20 protein-coding genes and 1 pseudogene are annotated in these 16914 nt (G+C 62.7%); 8 read left to right on the top strand and 13 right to left on the bottom strand.

Annotated elements, in window-relative coordinates:
- Positions 1 to 253: 253 nt before the first annotated feature.
- Entirely contained in the window at positions 254 to 982 is a 729-nt protein-coding gene (locus tag SR858_RS11480) for a GntR family transcriptional regulator (protein ID WP_019920927.1), read from the bottom strand.
- A 218-nt stretch (positions 983 to 1200) separates the two neighbouring features.
- On the opposite strand from SR858_RS11480, the gene SR858_RS11475 reads away from it, so the two are divergent.
- The 3 genes from SR858_RS11475 (at position 1201) to SR858_RS11465 (ending at position 5108) form a co-directional block, all read left to right on the top strand.
- The gene (locus SR858_RS11475; RefSeq protein WP_019920926.1) at positions 1201 to 2562 is read left to right on the top strand and encodes an enolase C-terminal domain-like protein; all 1362 of its coding nucleotides are present in this window, start codon (positions 1201 to 1203) and stop codon (positions 2560 to 2562) included.
- Between the two features lie 101 nt (positions 2563 to 2663).
- Positions 2664 to 3749 carry a porin gene (locus tag SR858_RS11470; RefSeq protein ID WP_019920925.1) on the top strand — a complete coding sequence of 362 codons (1086 nt, stop codon included), beginning with the start codon at positions 2664 to 2666 and terminating at the stop codon, positions 3747 to 3749.
- A gap of 12 nt (positions 3750 to 3761) precedes the next feature.
- Complete coding sequence (locus SR858_RS11465; protein ID WP_019920924.1) at positions 3762 to 5108, top strand: MFS transporter; 1347 nt, start codon at positions 3762 to 3764, stop codon at positions 5106 to 5108.
- On the opposite strand, the gene SR858_RS11460 is transcribed toward SR858_RS11465, so the two are convergent.
- Positions 5084 to 5743: a chemotaxis protein CheB gene (locus SR858_RS11460; protein ID WP_019920923.1), complete on the bottom strand. Its 660-nt coding sequence runs from the start codon at positions 5741 to 5743 to the stop codon at positions 5084 to 5086. The genes SR858_RS11465 and SR858_RS11460 overlap by 25 nt on opposite strands.
- 11 nt (positions 5744 to 5754) lie before the next feature.
- On the opposite strand from SR858_RS11460, the gene SR858_RS11455 reads away from it, so the two are divergent.
- Positions 5755 to 6018 carry a hypothetical protein gene (locus tag SR858_RS11455; RefSeq protein WP_154819800.1) on the top strand — a complete coding sequence of 88 codons (264 nt, stop codon included), beginning with the start codon at positions 5755 to 5757 and terminating at the stop codon, positions 6016 to 6018.
- A gap of 133 nt (positions 6019 to 6151) precedes the next feature.
- A pseudogene (locus SR858_RS11450) lies at positions 6152 to 6725 on the top strand (homogentisate 1,2-dioxygenase domain-containing protein); the annotation flags it as partial.
- On the opposite strand, the gene SR858_RS11445 reads toward SR858_RS11450, so the two are convergent.
- From SR858_RS11445 to SR858_RS11435, 3 genes are all read right to left on the bottom strand, one after another.
- A complete protein-coding gene (locus SR858_RS11445) occupies positions 6720 to 6914 on the bottom strand; it encodes an ATP-binding protein (protein ID WP_154819799.1) in 195 nt (64 codons plus the stop codon). The pseudogene SR858_RS11450 and the gene SR858_RS11445 overlap by 6 nt on opposite strands.
- Before the next feature lie 364 nt (positions 6915 to 7278).
- The gene (locus SR858_RS11440; RefSeq protein WP_051120285.1) at positions 7279 to 9981 is read right to left on the bottom strand and encodes an NPCBM/NEW2 domain-containing protein; all 2703 of its coding nucleotides are present in this window, start codon (positions 9979 to 9981) and stop codon (positions 7279 to 7281) included.
- 15 nt (positions 9982 to 9996) lie between these two features.
- The gene (locus SR858_RS11435; RefSeq protein WP_051120284.1) at positions 9997 to 10434 is read right to left on the bottom strand and encodes an alpha-amylase family protein; all 438 of its coding nucleotides are present in this window, start codon (positions 10432 to 10434) and stop codon (positions 9997 to 9999) included.
- Positions 10435 to 10589: 155 nt separating this feature from the next.
- Between SR858_RS11435 and SR858_RS11430 the strand changes: the two genes are divergently transcribed.
- Positions 10590 to 10778, top strand: coding sequence for a hypothetical protein (locus tag SR858_RS11430; protein ID WP_154819798.1), 189 nt, complete (start codon positions 10590 to 10592; stop codon positions 10776 to 10778).
- Positions 10779 to 11053: 275 nt separating this feature from the next.
- Here the strand turns inward: SR858_RS11430 and SR858_RS11425 are convergent, their stop codons facing one another.
- Positions 11054 to 11734 carry a hypothetical protein gene (locus SR858_RS11425; protein ID WP_019920918.1) on the bottom strand — a complete coding sequence of 227 codons (681 nt, stop codon included), beginning with the start codon at positions 11732 to 11734 and terminating at the stop codon, positions 11054 to 11056.
- Positions 11735 to 11977: 243 nt separating this feature from the next.
- On the opposite strand from SR858_RS11425, the gene SR858_RS11420 reads away from it, so the two are divergent.
- Both SR858_RS11420 and SR858_RS11415 read left to right on the top strand, forming a co-directional pair.
- Complete coding sequence (locus tag SR858_RS11420) at positions 11978 to 12865, top strand: HNH endonuclease (protein WP_157094824.1); 888 nt, start codon at positions 11978 to 11980, stop codon at positions 12863 to 12865.
- 321 nt (positions 12866 to 13186) lie between these two features.
- Positions 13187 to 13879, top strand: a complete 693-nt coding sequence (locus SR858_RS11415) for a hypothetical protein (protein WP_026637112.1) — start codon at positions 13187 to 13189, stop codon at positions 13877 to 13879.
- Positions 13880 to 13895: 16 nt separating this feature from the next.
- Here the strand turns inward: SR858_RS11415 and SR858_RS11410 are convergent, their stop codons facing one another.
- From SR858_RS11410 to SR858_RS11380, 7 genes are all read right to left on the bottom strand, one after another.
- A complete protein-coding gene (locus SR858_RS11410) occupies positions 13896 to 14147 on the bottom strand; it encodes a hypothetical protein (RefSeq protein ID WP_019920916.1) in 252 nt (83 codons plus the stop codon).
- Positions 14144 to 14539 carry a hypothetical protein gene (locus tag SR858_RS11405; protein ID WP_019920915.1) on the bottom strand — a complete coding sequence of 132 codons (396 nt, stop codon included), beginning with the start codon at positions 14537 to 14539 and terminating at the stop codon, positions 14144 to 14146. Before SR858_RS11405 ends, SR858_RS11410 begins: the two co-directional genes overlap by 4 nt.
- 2 nt (positions 14540 to 14541) lie before the next feature.
- Positions 14542 to 14925 carry a DUF6527 family protein gene (locus SR858_RS11400; RefSeq protein ID WP_322534564.1) on the bottom strand — a complete coding sequence of 128 codons (384 nt, stop codon included), beginning with the start codon at positions 14923 to 14925 and terminating at the stop codon, positions 14542 to 14544.
- A complete protein-coding gene (locus SR858_RS11395; RefSeq protein WP_026637111.1) occupies positions 14904 to 15383 on the bottom strand; it encodes a lysozyme in 480 nt (159 codons plus the stop codon). The genes SR858_RS11400 and SR858_RS11395 overlap by 22 nt, the downstream gene beginning before the upstream one ends.
- Entirely contained in the window at positions 15370 to 15609 is a 240-nt protein-coding gene (locus SR858_RS11390; protein WP_019920912.1) for a DUF7940 domain-containing protein, read from the bottom strand. The genes SR858_RS11395 and SR858_RS11390 overlap by 14 nt, the downstream gene beginning before the upstream one ends.
- The gene (locus SR858_RS11385) at positions 15606 to 15926 is read right to left on the bottom strand and encodes a hypothetical protein (RefSeq protein WP_019920911.1); all 321 of its coding nucleotides are present in this window, start codon (positions 15924 to 15926) and stop codon (positions 15606 to 15608) included. Before SR858_RS11385 ends, SR858_RS11390 begins: the two co-directional genes overlap by 4 nt.
- A gap of 63 nt (positions 15927 to 15989) precedes the next feature.
- Positions 15990 to 16889: a hypothetical protein gene (locus tag SR858_RS11380; protein ID WP_019920910.1), complete on the bottom strand. Its 900-nt coding sequence runs from the start codon at positions 16887 to 16889 to the stop codon at positions 15990 to 15992.
- Between the last annotated feature and the right edge of the window lie 25 nt (positions 16890 to 16914).

Here is a 16914-nt window from a genome sequence, read left to right as displayed (position 1 = left end):
CGGTACCCTGGCCGGCGGCGCCGCCAATCTCGAGCGCGGCGCCCACGTCCAGTTGCTGCCCCGGAAAAACACCGGTTTCCAGCCCGACGGCGGCGACGTCGTACCCGGGTAAAGTTGCCTTTATCGTACAAGGTCAGGCAAGAGTTTGAATCAGTGAAGGGCGGAATTGGTCGAGACATCGCAGGATATCGACAGCACTCGTTCTGTCGTCGCCTGAAAAATCCACCGACAGTTGTAACCCCGCTCCGTTCGCCTATGCAGGCGCGCGGTCCGTAAAATCCGCCATCGGCAAGATGTAGTCGGGATACCGTTCGCGCAAGCTGTCGAGTTCGGTCAAGGTGCCGGACAGGTGGCGCCGCACCCACTGCTGGGCGCCCGCCGGGTCGCCGGCGGCGATCGCTTGCGCAATGCCGGTGTGTTCTTCCAGCACGGTCTGGGCCTTGCCGTTGACGGGCACGTGCAGCCGCCGCAATCGGTCGAGGTTGCCACTGGCGCCACGGATCATGTGCCACACGCTCATCAACTGGGCCGCGTGGTACATGGTCTTGTGGAATTCCTGGTCGAACAGGATGAAGCCGCCGATATCGTCCGCCTCCAGGCACGCGCGCTGCTTGATCACGGCGCCCATCAACAGTTTGTCGATGCCGGCGCTGCGGGTGCTGGCCAGACCGTGCACGATTTCCAGCTCGACCGATAACCGCAACACGTGGGCCTGGCGCGCCGAGTCGAGGTCGATGGCGCGCACGCGCGTCAGATGCTGCGGAAAAATCTCCACCAGCCCCTCTTTTTCCAGCCGCGACAGCGCGTCGCGCACCGGCATCGGCGACAGGTCGAGCGCTTCGGCCACCTGGGTGCGCGAGAGCGACGTGCCCGGTTCCAGCGCCAGCGTGACGATGGCCTCGCGCAAATGTTCATACACCTGGGAAGCGGCGCTGCGCGAACGGTCGAGGCGGAACGAAGCGGTCAGGCTGTCTAAACTCATTGTGGGACGTCGAAGTTGGTCGTGGAGGCGCCGATTCTAGCATGGCGCCCCGGGCGCAGGCCCCGCGCGGCCCGGCCACCACCGGTGCTGGCATGCAGTGGCGACACAACATTGCATGCTGAAATCTTCAAATTTCGATGGCGTGCGCAGTAAAACATGCGTTACACTCGACTCCGCTACCTAGGATCCTAGCTCAACTTTCGTGGATTAAAACTCATATGCAACAATCGAACACCCCGGTTATTACCGAAATGCAAGTTATCCCCGTCGCCGGCTACGACAGCATGCTGCTGAACCTGTGCGGCGCCCACGCGCCCTGGTTTACGCGCATCCTGGTCTTGCTCAAGGACAGCTCGGGCCACACCGGCATGGGCGAAGTGCCCGGTTCCGCTGGCATCCTGCGTGCGCTGGAAAAAGCTGTCCCGCTCGTTGTCGGTACCGAGGTCGGCCGCTACAACCGCACCCTGAACACCATGCGCCAAGCGATTGCCGGCAAGGACAACCATCAGGTCACCAATGCCGGCGAGCAGGCGGTCATGAAGCAGCCGCACGAAATCAACCTGCGCCTGGAAAACGTGGTGACGGCAGTGGAAGCGGGACTGCTCGACCTGCTGGGCCAGCACCTCGGCGTGCCCGTGTGCGAACTGCTCGGCGCCGGCCAGCAGCGCACCCACGTGCCGATGCTCGCTTACCTGTTCTACATCGGCGACCGCCAGCGCACCGACCTGCCCTACCTGGCTGGCGACGGCCAGTCCGGCTGGTACGGCCTGCGCCACCAGGAAGCGCTGACCCCCGAGGCGATTGCCGACCTGGCCTCGGCCAGCGTGGAGCGCTACGGCTTCCGCGACTTCAAACTGAAGGGCGGCGTGATGCGGCCGGAGGAAGAAGTGGCGGCCGTGGCGGCGATCAAGCAGCGCTTCCCCGACGCCCGCGCCACGCTCGACCCCAACGGCGCCTGGTCGCTGGAGCAAGCGATTGCCGCCTGCCGCGGCCAGGGTCACGTGCTGGCTTACGCGGAAGACCCGTGCGGCCCCGAAAACGGTTACTCGGGCCGCGAGATCATGGCCGAGTTCAAGCGCGCCACCGGCATTGCCACCGCCACCAACATGGTCGCCACCGACTGGCGCCAGATGGCCCATTCGCACCTGCTGGGCGCGGTGGACATTCCGCTGGCCGACCCGCATTTCTGGACCATGCAGGGCTCGGTGCGGCTGGCGCAGCTGTGCCACGAATGGGGCCTGACCTGGGGCTCGCACTCGAACAACCATTTCGACGTGTCGCTGGCGATGTTTACCCACGTAGCTGCCGCCGCCCCCGGGATAATCACGGCGATCGACACCCACTGGATCTGGCAGGAAGGCCAGGAACGCCTGACCGAAGAACCGCTGCAGATCGTCGGCGGCCAGGTGGCGGTGCCGGACCGGCCGGGCCTGGGCATTACGCCCGACATGGAACGCATCCACGCCGCCCACGAACTGTACAAGCGCGTGGCCGGGGGCGCCCGCGACGATGCCGCCGCCATGCGCTACCTGGTGCCGGACTGGACTTACGATCCGAAGCAGCCGAGCTTCAAACGCTGATTTTCATACCGTGGACGCCTTCGGGCGGTGCGGCGTCCACGTCAATGACAAGCACCGACTCACTAAAACTATAAACAACTATAACTAATCTGGAGACGCACATGCATCAGAAAACCCTGGCAGCAGCCGCATGGCTGCTGCTTGCCTCGACCGCGCCGACCGCTTGGAGCCAGTCGAACATCACCGTCTACGGCGTGCTCGACGCCGGCCTGTCCTTCGAAGGCGGCAACAAGGCCGGTTCCATCACCAAGCTTACCGGCGGCATTTCGTCCGGTTCGCGGCTCGGCTTCAAGGGTACGGAAGACCTCGGCGGCGGCAGCACCGCGCTGTTCGTGCTGGAAAGCGGTGTGCAGGCCGACACCGGCGCCTCCGGCCAGGGCGGCGTGCTGTTCGGCCGCCAGGCGTTCGTCGGCATCGGCAACACCGCACTGGGCACGCTCACCTTCGGCCGCCAGTACGCGCCGCACTATTTGGCGGCGGTGATGGCCGATCCGTTCACCAGCGGCACCTCGGCCGACGAAAAAAACCTGATCAACGCCGTGTCGAACGGCGGCCGCCTGGACAACAGCATCAAGTACGCGAGCGCCGTGTTCCACGGCTTTAGCGCCGACCTGGTGTACGCGGCCGGCGAGATCGCCGGCGATACTGCCGCCGCCAGTTCGCGCGGCGCCGGCATCAACTACACCGACGGTCCGCTGGCCGTGCGCCTCACGTACCACGACAAGAGCAACGACACAGCCACCACCCGCCTCGCCAGCGCCCGCAACACGCTGCTGGCCGCCACGTACACCCTGAAAGCGGCCAAGCTGTTCTTCGCATACGGCGTCAACAAGGGCCCGCTCAGCTCCACGCTGCGCAACGCCACCAACCCCTACGGCTACACGGTGGCGCCGGTGGCAACCAGCGTCACCCGCGACAGCACCGACCGCCTGCTGGGCGTCAGCGTGCCGTTCGGCCCGCACACCCTGCTGGCCTCGTGGATCCACAAAGATGACAAGGAAGCGGCCAACCAGGACGCCGACCAATTGGGCCTCGGCTACCGCTACGCGCTGTCGCGCCGTACCGATCTGTATGCGATCTACGCGCGCATGCGCAACAAGAACGGCGCCAGCTATACACTCGGCAATGCGAGCGACGGCGGCACCGGCGACCGCGCCGTCAATCTCGGCATGCGCTTCACCTTTTAACCGGAGATCATCGTGCAACACACCCCCGCCCCTACCGCCCCGGGACACAATCCCCTGCTGGCGCGCGCGATCAGCAAGGTCAAGTGGCGCATCCTGCCGCTGCTGGTCATCATGTTCATCGCCAATTACATCGACCGCGTCAACATCGGCTTCGTCCGGCCGCACCTCAGCGCCGATCTCGGCATCGATCCGGCCACGTTCGGCTTCGGCGCCGGCCTGTTCTTCATCGGCTATGCGCTGTTCGAAGTGCCGTCCAATATGATGCTGCAAAAAGTGGGCGCCAAGGCGTGGCTCACGCGCATCATGTTTACCTGGGGCCTGGCGGCGGCCGCCATGGCGTTCGTCCAGGGTGCGCACTCGTTTTATGCGCTGCGCTTCCTGCTCGGTGTGGCCGAAGCGGGCTTCTTCCCCGGCGTGGTGTATTACTTCACGCGCTGGATGCCACGCGCCGAACGCGGCAAGGCGATGGCGGTGTTCCTCAGCGGTTCGGCAGCGGCATCGGTGCTGTCCGGCCCGATCACGGGCGGGCTGCTGCAAATCGAGGGCATGGGCCTGCACGGCTGGCAGTGGATGTTCCTGATCGAAGGCGGCTTCTCGATGGTGCTGTGCGTGGCCGTATGGTTCCTGCTCGATAACGAGCCGCGCGACGCCCGGTGGCTGACCGACGCGGAGCGCGACGCACTGACCGGCGCGATTGCGGCCGAACAGAAGGAACGCGAAGCGGCGCTGGGCACGCAAGGCAAGCACAGCATGCTGGGCCTGCTGCGCGATCCGCAAATCATTTTGTTCTGCACGATTTACTTCATGATCGCGCTGACCATTTACGGCGCCACGTTCTGGCTGCCCACCATCATCAAGAAGATGGGACATTTCACCGAATTCGAAGTGGGCCTGTTCAACTCGATTCCATGGCTGATTTCCATCGTGGCGATGTACATCTTTGCAGCGCTGGCGCAGCGTTTCAAGCACCAGCAGGGCTGGACCGCCGCCGCGTTTGCCGTGGCCGGGATCGGCATGTTTGCGTCGGCCTCCACTGGCAACAATGTGTATGGCTTCGTGGCGATCTGCTTTGCCGCGATCGGTTTCAAGGCGGCGTCCTCGCTGTTCTGGCCGATTCCGCAGTCGTACCTCGACGTGCGGATTGCCGCAGCCGTGATCGCGCTGATCAACTCGATCGGCAACCTCGGCGGCTTCGTCGCGCCGGCCGCGTTCGGCATGCTCGAACAGCGCACCGGTTCGATCCAGGGCGGCTTGTACGGCCTGGCATGCGCGTCGCTGCTGGGCGCCATCGCGGTGCTGTTTGCCCGCAGCCGGCCCAAGGTGGACGGGGCGGGTCAGCTGGCGGCCAAGGCCGGCTGACCGGACGCGAGCACGGTGACCAGCGCGTCGCTGCGGAGCCAGGCGGACATGTCGCCGCGCGCGATGCGAACGAAGTGTGCGGCGATGCCCTCGGGGGTCAGGATGAAGTCGATGCAGCCGGTGGCGATAGCGCTTTCCGGCATGTCGGGTTGTCTGGCCGTGCTCAGTTGCTGGGCATCCGCGATGCCGCCCGCATCGCGGATGCCGCACAGCGCATCGGCGCCGTCGTCGTCGTAGCCGGACACGATCACCGCCACGATCTGGCCATCCCAGCTACGCGCCACCGACTTCAGGAACACTGTAATGACCTCGGGCCAGCCGCGCGGCTTGGAGACAGGCGCCAGCCGGAAGCTGGCTGCGTCGATGTGGAGGTCGCGGTTGGACGGAATGACAAACACGCGATCGGGCACCACCGCCATGCCGTTCTCGATCAGCTCGACCGGCATGGGTGCGATATGCGCGAGCGCGTGGCGCAGCATGGTGGGCGCCATGGTGATGCGATTGACGATCACGATCGCCAAGCCCATGTCGGCAGGCAGATGCCGCAGCAGGCGCATATAGGCGTCCAAGCCGCCTGCCGGGCCGCCCACGCATACGGTGGGGAAATTGCTATTTACCGCAGAGCGTTGCTGCATTGCTTACTCCATTGTCTGTAGGCGTCACTGGCAACGCTGCGCGCAGCGCCGCCTCGGTGACCGGCCGCTGGCGCTCGGACAGCGCGGTGGGCAGCATCACCGAGACGAAGTCCCTGACCGCCGCGTCTGCCAGGCAGGACAGCAACGCCTTGCCGTTCGACATAGCGTACGCCGGATGGATCGCACCCACCGACGGCATTGCGCGCTCGGCCAGGCCGGTGGCCTGGGCCAGCTTGGTCGGCGCTACGACCGGCCACCGCAGCTGGCGTGAATGAAGGCCCGATCTATTTAAAACGGGTTGATGAACCGATGGGAGTGGACAGCTATGAAGCGGACACGGGTCGATGCGTAGCTAGCGCGGCCGTTGCCAGTATCTTCGTTATGAACAAAAAAAGCCGTCACCTACCCGACTTCGAACTGGTGGCCAAGTTCTACGGCAACCTCTGGCGGGCCGCCATCGGCCATTCGCCGCTACGCACCGTACAAATACGACCTGCGCCACTTCAACACCATCGGCTCGATCAGCCACGACCATCCCGATCCGTCGATTTTCCTGGTGCTGCAGTCGCCAAGCGACACGCCCGGCGTCGATAACCTTGACTTCGTGATTTTCCCGCCGCGCTGGCTGGTGGCCGAGGACACGTTCCGTCCGTCGTGGTTCCACCGCAACGTGGCCAGCGACATCATGGGCCTGATCCACGGCCAGTATGACGCCAAGGCCACCGGCTTTCGTCCCGGCGGCGCCAGCCTGCACAACTGCATGAGCGGCCACGGTCCGGACGCGCCGACGTTCGAAAAAGCCAGCACCAGCGACACCAGCGCGCCCCACAAGATCGATAACACCATGGCCTTCATGTTCGAGACGCGCCACGTGATCCACCCCACTGCCCAGGCGCTGGCGTCGCCCCAGCTGCAGCCCGACTATGCGCAATGCTGGATGGACATGCGCAAGCGCTTCGATCCGGTGCGGGCCGGCTTATAGCGCTTCCGCATGCACCCGCCGCGCCGGCACTTTCAGCGCGGCCATGGTACCCTGGCCGGGAGCGTTGCCGATACCGAGCACAGCGCCCACCCGGCGCGCCCGCTCGCGCATGCCCACCAGGCCAAAGTGGCGGTCCTTCAGACGCAGCCGGACTTGCTTGTCGTCCGTGCCGCGACCGTTGTCGGCCACGGTCAGCACCAGGGCGTCGCTGCCGCAGGCGATGCACGTTCAGCAAGCCTTTCGGGCTGAAGCTGACCGGCAGATCGCCATTGTCGTGCGCTTGCATCGCCAGCACCGGGTTCGGCCTGAGCGGACAGCGCTCGTGCCGTCGTATCCACTGCCGGGCGTCGGTAGGGTTACCGGCAGCGATCGCTCGTGCGATGTTGGTATGTTCGTCCAGCACGGTCCGGAACTTGCAGTTGACGGAGATATGCGGCGGCCACGACCGGTCGAGGTTGCCGCTGGCGATGCGGATCTGCGCCACACGCTCATCATCCGGGCGGCGTGGTACGCGGTGTTGTGTGCCAGTCGTGCCGTGCAACGCATCAAGGTTTTAAAAGCTCTCGACCGGCGACAATTCGATACTGGCGTGGCACAGCCATTTTCGCATTACGTCACCATTGCGATAGATCCCGTAAGCAAATGCCGACCGGATGCTGGTGCGCGGCACGGTAGCGGCACTGCGCTTGCCGTCGTGGCCGGCAAGTCCCACCCGCACAGCAGTCACCTGCGCTGCCGGCCCGGTCGTGGTGATCACGACGGCGGCGCCATCAACCGTGATTGCCGCAATCGCGCCGCCTACCACGTCGATGCCGAGCCACGGCGGTGGCGCGGCAGCATCGATGTGCTCCACCGCTGCCGCTTCGCTCAGGTCCAGCACGATGCGGCGAGGTCCTGCCAGCGTGGCGCGCAGTACGCGCAGCGGGTCCCAGCGGCCGTCGCGCAGCAGGGCCTGGTATGCGACGGCGTACAGTTCGCCCCGCATGTCGTGTCCCGTGGTGGTGTGGTGCAGAAAATCGTGGGCGAACGGGAAATTATAGGTCGGTCCCAGGCAAAAAAAGGCGCCGCGCTGCGCCAGGCTGTTCCCGTGCTGGTCCAGGATGGCGAGTACACCGGCAGTCTCGCGCGTGGAGAAGCTCGACGGCTGCACTGTCAGCAGCCACACCGGTACGCGCTGGCCGGTAACCGCCTTGACGGTGACTTCGATTGCGGCGCGCACCTGTTCCTGCAAGGCGCCCAGTTGCCGGTTACGGGCGTCCGATTCGCCCTGGGCCATGATGACAACGCGTACCTCGTAACGCTTGTGTTCATGCTCGAGCGCGGCGGTGACGGCCGTGACCGCTCGCTGCAGGTTGCGAAACCCGAAATATTGCGCAGCGGCGTCCGGCAGCAGATTGCGGATCGCCTGGCCGCCTTCGGCAGCGTTGAACAGTACGATCTCGCGGCCCGGCTGACCGGGCGGCTGCGCAGCGCCATCGACCAGGCGCAGCACCATGCTTTCGCCTGCCGTGGTGCCATGGGTGGCGCTGCCCATGGCGCCGCGCAGCGGCGCCAGCCCGCTGATGGCGTCGGCCGCGAACGACCGGCCGCCCACCGTGGCCTGGCCCAGCCACACGTTGGCGGACGCGGTCTGCGGCATGCGCAGTCCCGCCGGATAGTCCGGGTGCAGCACCGCAGCAGCCTTCATGGCCTGCGCTTCCCCATTGGACTGGCCGTATTCGATTACGCCCAGCACGACCGGACGCTCGTGCTGCCTGCGCGCCAGCGGGGTGCAACCGGCGGCCAGGGCCGAGGCTACCGCTACGACAAACGTTCGGCGCCGCACCGGCCGATCGGCCGGATGCTGTTCGGCGGGGTCAAGGCCGTCCTCTGTCCGCACCGTCATGGCGTCACCTCGGCGCCCGCCCACGCGATCACGCCGGGCGTACCCGGCGGCGCTTCCGCCTGCAACTCGAGCTGGCGGACACCGCGCACGTCCACGTCGATATCGGCGCGGGCGCCTGCCTGCCGGAACAGCGGCTTGCCGTCGCCATACACTTGCCAGGTGACGCTGCGCGGCGCGGCGCGGCGCGGCGCCCAGCGTGGCCACATCCATCACGCCGGCCTGCGCCCGGAAGCGCCCGAACTCCGCGTCCAGCCTTACCTGCAGCCGCGAGTTGACCAGGGCGCCGATGCCATGGTTCACCGGCTGGCCATCGACGACCAGCGGCGCGCCCGACGGCGCCGCGTTGGCCTGTACCGGCACCCACTGCGCGCGCAAGGCCATCGGCAGCGCGGCGCTGCCATCGTCCAGGATGCGCAGGCGGGCCGGCAGTTCGGTCACGTAGGCGCCGCCAGCCACGCGCGGACGCCCTTCCACCACCAGCAGCACGGTTTCGCGCGGCGCCAGCCCGGTGACGATGCGCTGGCCGTCCAGCGCGAGCACGCGGCCGGTCCACGCGTTGCGCACCGTGAGCGGCGCCGTGGGATCGAGGTTCAGCTGCGCCACCGAGATCGCCGCACTGCGCGGCTGATCGCCACGGTTGATCAGCGCCACCGCCTTGCGGCCCGGTTGCGCCAGGGTCTTGACGATGACTTGCGTGTCTCCATTGCGCGCCGCCGTCACGCCCTGGTGGCCCGCCGGATCCTGGTTGATGGCGATGACGTCGCGGTTGCCCATGATGTCGAGGATCGTCTGCGGCACCCGGGGCAGGTCCGCGCCCAGTATCAGCGGGGCGTTGATGATCGCCCACATCGACAGGTGGGCGCGGGCGGCGACCAGGTGCGCGCCATCGAACTCGCCGATGCCCACCTTGAGCATGTCCGGGTCGTTCCAGCGACCGGGGCCGGCATACAGCGGGCGGATGGCGGCGCTGTCGAAGTTATGCAGCATCGAACTCCATGTGCCGCGGATATCGGCGCTGGTGCGCCACATGTTGCCGTACTTGCCTGCCCAGTCGGCCACGCGCGCTTCGCCCCACGCGCAGATCGACAGCACGTAGTCGCCCTGCGGGCGCACCTTGGCCAGTTGCTGCGCTAGGTCCGCGTACAGCGCCTCCACCTGGTCGGACGCCGCCTCCTCCGGGCGGCCACGTACGATGTAGGGGCCCAGCGGGCGGTACGTGCCGTCGCGCACGTGCCGCTGGCCGGCCGCGTAGTCCGCCAGGCCGCAGGCATCGACCTTGACGTAATCGAAATTCCATTCGCCGAACAGCAATTGCATGTCCTGTGCGCCGTAGCCGTAGGTGCCCACCTCGCGCTCGGCCCGGGTGCCCACCGGCAGGTTGGGAGATTAGACGTCCCAGGCCTGCGAACAGGCGTTGCGGCCGATCTCGGTATAGATCCCGGCTTTCAGGCCCATGCCGTGCAGGCGGTCGACGAACGGGCGCAGCGTGGTATTGCCGTTGCCGGCAGTCGCGCTGGGGAACATGCTGGTGCGCACTTCGATGCGCCCGTCCGCGCGGCGCTTGAGCCACCAGCCATCGTCGAGATTGACATAGCGGTAGCCGGCATCAGCCAGGCCGGACTGCCTGAGCTTTTCCGCCACCGCCAAAATTTTCGCCTCGGTGACCTCGGTACGGAATGCATTCCAGGGATTCCAGCCCATCGGCGGCGTCAGCGCCACCGTGGGCCCTGCAGCCAGCGCCAGCAAGGGCAGACCCGCCATGGCCAGCAAGGCCAGGGCGAACCGTTGCCGCGCACGGGCGGGCGTTTGATCGGGTATGTTCATGTGTCTGCCGGTGACCGGTAATGATTGGAGTGCTAGAAAGCACTAATATATTAGTTCCCGCACATTAGCGAATCGGGCGCGGGATTTTAAGCGCCAACGAGTCGCGTCGATGATTATTCGGCTGCGCGGCATGCATGTGCCGCCAGGGCCCGCTCATGCTCGGCGCCAACCCGCTGTATGTCGTGAGCCGGCTGGGCCACGCTGATACGACACTGGTCATGCGTACCTATGGCAAATGGGTGCACGCCGGGCTGGAGGATGACAAGCGCCAGCGCCTGCTCCAGCTATATCAGCAAAGCAATGAAAAACGCGTGGATGAGTTCCCCAGATCTGACGAGAATTAGGGCGAAAAAAAACCGGCCTCGGCCGGTTTTTTCATAGGGCAGCGAATTTCGCATTGCCCAAATTTGTAACAGAGCTCGCCTGCGCGATGCAACCCGTTGAAATTAAAGGATATTCTTGGTGGGAAGTGCAAGTTTCGAACTTGCGACCCCTGCAGTGTGAATGCCATTGCCGCCACCAAAATGCAGTGCTCTCATAGGGAGAGTTCTTTGGTGGGGGCCAAGAAAGTCCATTGAATTGCACCGGATTACACTGGGATTTACACAGGCTTTTGGGACTACCGCTGCGGCTTTGGCGCCAGCGAGCGAATGAATGCAACCTGCTCTGGGGTCTTAATGTCGAACTCGATCAGCCAACCCTGGCGCAGCAGCCGCGCCGGTGCGTCGCCGTAGGCGTCGTAGTGCTGGAACCCGGACAACTGGAATCGCTCCTCGCTCATCCATTCCAGGTCGCAGTCGAGCAGCGTGCCGACGTGTCGGCTGGCATTGGTGAATTCTGCCCGCATAGCGTGGCGGCCAATGCGCTCGTCCACGGCGCCGCCAACCGTCAGCTTGCCCTCGCTGACATAGGACGGTCGATCCATGAGCTGGCGACGCGGTAGCACTAGGCCGCGATCGTAAATGCCGCGCATCCTGTACCCCACCGCGTGGAGCGGCTCATCCAGCTTGCACATCCAAGACTGGGCCGCGTGGACCGGCCCGCGCTCGCTGGCAGTAACGTCCACGCCGTGCAGCACGAACTCGAATCCTTTCAGCCACAGCAGCTGCACGCTGGCCAGCTCGGCCACGATGATCTTCGTGCCGGGCGCGTAGAGGCGCGCGACCTTCGACGGCCGGCGCTTGCCCTGGTCCGTGACCTCGACCACCAGCAGTTCGAACGGCGCCGGCTCGACGCCCACCCGGACCGGCTCGGGCAGGTATGCACCGCCCTCGCGCCGGCGCAAGATCCAAGCCCTCATCTCCCCCTCCATAAATACTGTATATAAATACAGTATAACAAATAGGTGTTCCGACGTTTAAACCTCCAAATGTTGATCGAAAACTGGTACCTTCGTGTGGGTTGAAGAGGGTGTAAGTTTGGCAAGTTAAGAACAGGCTAAACCTTCTTCGAAGTTCGTCATCCTCACAGGCGGTAAGGCGGCAAGAATCGGAATAATCGAACCGCTTCAGACACGTTTGAGTAGAGGGAGAAATGCAGGTGCATGATACATATCGAATATTCAGAAATGAAAAAAAATTCAAAATCACTTAGGGCGGACATGAACAATAACTTAAAAAACAAACGAACATCTATTCCTGATGCAGTGAAACATGCATTGCGCGAAGAAGTGGGTTTCGGATGCCCTGTCGAGGGATGTGGCATTCCCTTTTTAGAGTACCATCATTTTGATCCGCCGGTTAATATTCGCGCACATAATGAACCATCTGGCATGATTGCCTTGTGCGCGGTTCATCATGCAAAAGCTGATGGCGGAAATTACACCAATGAGCAACTACACGCACTAAAAGCGAATAGGGTAAATTCAGAAAAGGTAAAAGGTGATCTCGAATGGCTCCGCAACAAACTACTCGCGGTTGTAGGAGGAAATGTTTTTTATGAAACCTATAGGATTTTAGTTATTGATGAATATGATGTCATTGCTTTCAATCGTGACGAATTAGGTTATTTGCGGTTAACAGTAAATCTACTAAGTTTACTCCCAGAAGAAAGATTAGTTATTAAATCTCACTCATGGGAAAATATTGGCAATCCGATCGACCTTCGTTGCCCGCCGCAAGGAAAGGAACTGGAAATAAAATATGCGAACGGAGATTATTTGCATTTAAGATTTTTGGTCATAAAAAATTTAGCGGAGGCAGAGAAAAGATACAAAAAAAATATGGTTGAAAAATATCGCGATGATTTTCCCATGACTGCGATAGAAATAAATATGGCCATCGGAGGAACCAATGTCCAACTCACGCCGACTGGATCAACAATAGGTAAAATGAGAATTTCTGATAGCGTTCTGAGCAGTCCAGGGATTGGGATTTATTGCTCAGAAACCGGCATGGAATGGAGACAAAATGAAATTGGTATCGCAACTTGAACCGGAAATAATAAGGCGAATGTTTCTGCTCGAATTTAAGTTTTAATAAGTATAATATTCAAAGAAATTACAAGAAAATGAAGGGTGCAGCGCTCAGGCCTTGAGCGACCTTGCCAAAACTTGATAACGTCTGGCTGGTTGCAAAGGCCGATGGTTTGCTGAGGTCCGAATAGGTTTGAGCTTAGGCGCAAATTTCGAAGGGGTGGCGCTCACTGCTTGGCTCGGCATCGAACAGCTATGCTATATGGGCACGCTGCAGTGCCGGAAGGCCGTTGCCATACGCCCCACCCGATCCATTGAAGAAATTATTCTTGGTTAATTATGGATAGCATAAAGCAAGCAATTAATGATTATCAAAACACTCTCTGCAAGCAGATAGATATCATCGCTTTGCGGGAGCGCAATCCCATTGCACATAAATGGAAAGTGACTTATTACGTCTTATGCAATAGGGAAACCGTGGCATGGCGATTCGTTGATCTTCTGGAGCAGTCTTGGTTTTTACATTCTCAACACAAACCGATGGGGGCAAGAATATTACTTCGCAGTGCAATTGAAACAATTTCCCTACTCATATATCAAGATAAATTGATCGGCGACGTAACCACAAGAAAACTTAGCTTTCTCCAGTTCGAGGAGAAGGTGCTTGCACTGATGCATGGCTCCAAGAACGAATCCACAGCGTGGGTAGCCATTAATATCGTCACAGTGTTAAAGCACTGCGAAAAGCGATACAAGGGAATTGAAAAAATATATAACTGGTTGTCGGAAAGCGCCCATCCGAACTACGAAGGCATGAGATTATCATATTCTGACACAGACCCGAAAACGATGATCACGTCGTTCAACAATAAAACACGTGAACTATATTCAGGAATGCAGATTGAAGGGACGATTCTGTCGATGAGTATGTTCGAAAACGAGTACGAGCATTCAGAGGATTTGTTTTTAAAGCTCGAAGTATGGCTGGAGGAAAATGAAAGCGAGCTTGAACAGCACCGCGCCCCCTGCTGAGGAAGGATTTCATTTCCTATAAACAACCAGCGACTACTGCTTCAAGCAATTCCAGGTATTTTCGCCCGGATGTCCAGTCTCGCGCCAGCGCCAGAACCTTCTCACCAGCCGACGAGTCAAGTGCCAGCTTGTCGAATTCGTAGTCCGGCCGCGCCGGCACGTCCTTCACGCACGGCGTGTGCAACGGCACGTAGACGGTTTGCGTGACCGGCGGCGCGCTGCCGCAGCCCGACAGGAGCAGCGTACCCAAGATGATTGCGATTTTCATTTGACGTCCTTCAGTAGCTGATCGACAAACGGCATGGCCTCGTCGCAGGTGGTGGCGCGCACTCCAGCCAGTTTGGCCTGCGCGGCGTCGTACCGCCGGGCGGCGGCCACTGCCGCTGCTCGAGCAGCCGCGCCGCGCGCTTGGGCCTGGGCGGTGGCGCGCTGCATCGATTCCACCGCCTCGTTTTGGACGCCGATCGAGGCGCGCAGCGCGGCGCTGGCGCCCTGCTCCGTCACCAGCTTGGCCAGCGCCTGGTCGCGCGCGGCGGCCGCCAGCCACCAGCCCATACCGGCGCCGGTGATCACTACCAGCAGCAGGATGGCCAGCACCACCGCCGCGATTTTCCATATGCCGGCGACGACGGCGCCACCGGCCAGGCTAAATGCATCCATGGTCAACTCCAATCAGGTAGAGGAACGGTCTGGCCGGCCAGCGCGTGCGTGCAATCGCTGAGGAACTGGATCTGGCCGTCGGTGACGAACGAATGGCACACGCCGCACTTGAACGGCGACTTGCGGCAGGTGCGGGCCTCGTAGTTGCACCAACACTCCTGTTTGTCGCCGTCCATGTGGTGCCCGTTGCGTGCCAGTACCGACGGCGTGAATGTCGGCCGCACCGGGTCGCCGTTGTAGCCCCAGATAGGCCGCTGGTGGCCGTCGGCGGCAGGGCCGACCGGCAGCACGTGCACCTCGCCGCAACCGGGGCAATCGAACGCCACCTGGTTGTCGCTCATCGGCGCGGCCTTGATGCCGGCGCTCATGTCGTCCCCGTCAGGCACAGGCTGCGCTCAGCGGCGCGGCGCTTGGTCAGCCCCGGCAAAGCCACCATGGCGCCCAGCACGCGCGCCTTGTCCCAGCGCGGCAGCTGGTTGCACGCGCCGACCAGGTCGCCGGCGTACAGCATGCGCGCGGCCGTCGAGCTGGCGCGGCTGCAAACCAGCGTCGGGCCCAGATTGAATACCGCGTCGGCGAAGGCAGCCAGCACCGGTACCGGCAGGCCTGGCACGCAGCGCTCGACTGTGGCCACCGCCTTCTGCATGTCGGCCGTCAGCAGCGCGCGGCATTCGTCCATCGAGTACAGGCGCTTCGCCACCACGTCGGCGCCGGTGTGTCCGTAGCACACGGTCAGGATGCCGGGCGGGTCGTAGTAGGCGATCTGACGGATGCCCTCGGCAGGTACGGCGATGATCGTGGCCAGCACCGCAGCGGCCGCTGCACGTTGTTTAGGCGTTGCCATTGGCGCCTCCCGACAGTTCACGCTGCGCCACCAGGCGCGCCACGGCGGCGGACAGCGACACGGCCGAGGCGATTCCTGCGAACACGCCGTTCGGGATGCCGGCCGGCTGCACATACTGGACGCCCACCTCCAGGCCGCCGAGGATGGCGGCCAGGATGCTGAATTTCATCGACCAGGCGCGCGTAAGCACCGCCCGCCAGTCTTCGATCAGTTCGAGTTTTTTCATTTGAGTTTCCACAGTCCATAAATTGAAGCGGCCAGAGCCGCCATTACCGTCAGCCACTTGGCTGGCCGTTCGAGCCAGCCCAGCACCCGGACCCCGCCCTTCATCGTGTTCATCGCGTCGGCCATCTCGCGCAGCGCCGGAACGTCCAGCTGGTCGATCAGACCCTTGATGGCGCCAAGCACGTCCAGCGTCTCTTGTGCGCGCGCGTCCAGGCGATTAATCGTTGCTACAGCCGCTGCCAACTCTTCCTCCAGCGCTTTGATTCGATGCTGGTTGTCCGCGTGGCGCGCGTCTTCTACTGCCTCATCTGCTGGCATGTTTCCCCTTTCGTGGGACGTAAAAAAACCCGCCGGAGCGGGTTGTGATGGTATGGGTGGTGCCTATGCGACCTTGACGATGATCCGCGCTCGGCCGTCGTCCTCAATAGCGATCACGCGGCCGAGGGCGCGCATATATTGGCGAAGGGTGATATCGGCCTCGTCGATGGCCAGGCCGCCGATGCCGTCGCCATCCTGCACCGGCACGATGAACTGGCCGGGCGCGGCCCCCTGCAGGTTGACCGGAACCTGGCCGGCGAACGCGATGCGGTCCACCTGCCGGCGCGCCTGCTCGAGCTCAGCGTCGAAAACCTGCTGGCCCACCTGCGCGGCGGCCAGCGCATCGACCCACTGTTCGTCGGTATCGCCGTCCTGGCGCACTGGCGCGATCGGGCGCGGCCCGAGGTGAGCCGCCCAGGTATCGCCGCCCACCATGCACGGATTGGTCGATTTGACGGCGAACGAGATCGCCAGATCCCATTTATCGGTGAGGCGGCCGTCGGCGTCGATGCCGATAATCTGCCCGGGCACGATGGTGCCGCACAGGAGCCCCTTGATCAGGTACTCGGCGTAGTCGGCGCCATTGCCGTTGAACGTGCCCTTCGACGTGACGCCTCGCCCCGTAGGGCCATTACGCGAGATGTTGAGGCATGTAGGCAGCCCGTTGCCCAGCCCACCGTCCCCGTGGAAAAACGATCCCACGTTTGCCAGGGCGAGAACCTCTGCTCCCTCTATCGAACCGATGCGCGCGATGACGCTGATATCCGGGTCAGCACCGACCACGCCGATGTGAAGCTTGGGAGAGAGCAATCGGTGTCGCGACGTTACCTCGCCTTCCGCGCCAATCGTGCTGATGCTGGCGAGCGGTCCGGTCATGGTGCCGCCGGCGAGGGACAGTGCGTTATATGGACCGACCACGAAAGCTGCCCACATCTGGTTCAGCACCTCGACAAAATTGGTCATGCCAGGTTTGAATATATTTGCCACG

The sequence above is a fragment of the Duganella zoogloeoides genome, from assembly GCF_034479515.1.
Classification (GTDB): Bacteria; Pseudomonadota; Gammaproteobacteria; order Burkholderiales; family Burkholderiaceae_D; genus Rugamonas; species Rugamonas zoogloeoides.
This window is presented reverse-complemented; position numbering and strand designations above follow the sequence as displayed.

Bases quoted from the DNA above. Each gene is read 5' to 3' on its own strand.
- SR858_RS11480 (WP_019920927.1), bottom strand. From the start codon at position 982: ATGAGTTTAGACAGCCTGACCGCTTCGTTCCGCCTCGACCGTTCGCGC.
- SR858_RS11475 (WP_019920926.1), top strand. From the start codon at position 1,201: ATGCAACAATCGAACACCCCGGTTATTACCGAAATGCAAGTTATCCCC.
- SR858_RS11470 (WP_019920925.1), top strand. From the start codon at position 2,664: ATGCATCAGAAAACCCTGGCAGCAGCCGCATGGCTGCTGCTTGCCTCG.
- SR858_RS11460 (WP_019920923.1), bottom strand. From the start codon at position 5,743: ATGCAGCAACGCTCTGCGGTAAATAGCAATTTCCCCACCGTATGCGTG.
- SR858_RS11435 (WP_051120284.1), bottom strand. From the start codon at position 10,434: ATGAACATACCCGATCAAACGCCCGCCCGTGCGCGGCAACGGTTCGCC.
- SR858_RS11430 (WP_154819798.1), top strand. From the start codon at position 10,590: ATGCTCGGCGCCAACCCGCTGTATGTCGTGAGCCGGCTGGGCCACGCT.
- SR858_RS11425 (WP_019920918.1), bottom strand. From the start codon at position 11,734: ATGAGGGCTTGGATCTTGCGCCGGCGCGAGGGCGGTGCATACCTGCCC.
- SR858_RS11420 (WP_157094824.1), top strand. From the start codon at position 11,978: ATGATACATATCGAATATTCAGAAATGAAAAAAAATTCAAAATCACTT.
- SR858_RS11415 (WP_026637112.1), top strand. From the start codon at position 13,187: ATGGATAGCATAAAGCAAGCAATTAATGATTATCAAAACACTCTCTGC.
- SR858_RS11410 (WP_019920916.1), bottom strand. From the start codon at position 14,147: ATGAAAATCGCAATCATCTTGGGTACGCTGCTCCTGTCGGGCTGCGGC.
- SR858_RS11405 (WP_019920915.1), bottom strand. From the start codon at position 14,539: ATGGATGCATTTAGCCTGGCCGGTGGCGCCGTCGTCGCCGGCATATGG.
- SR858_RS11395 (WP_026637111.1), bottom strand. From the start codon at position 15,383: ATGGCAACGCCTAAACAACGTGCAGCGGCCGCTGCGGTGCTGGCCACG.
- SR858_RS11390 (WP_019920912.1), bottom strand. From the start codon at position 15,609: ATGAAAAAACTCGAACTGATCGAAGACTGGCGGGCGGTGCTTACGCGC.
- SR858_RS11385 (WP_019920911.1), bottom strand. From the start codon at position 15,926: ATGCCAGCAGATGAGGCAGTAGAAGACGCGCGCCACGCGGACAACCAG.
- SR858_RS11380 (WP_019920910.1), bottom strand. From the start codon at position 16,889: ATGACCAATTTTGTCGAGGTGCTGAACCAGATGTGGGCAGCTTTCGTG.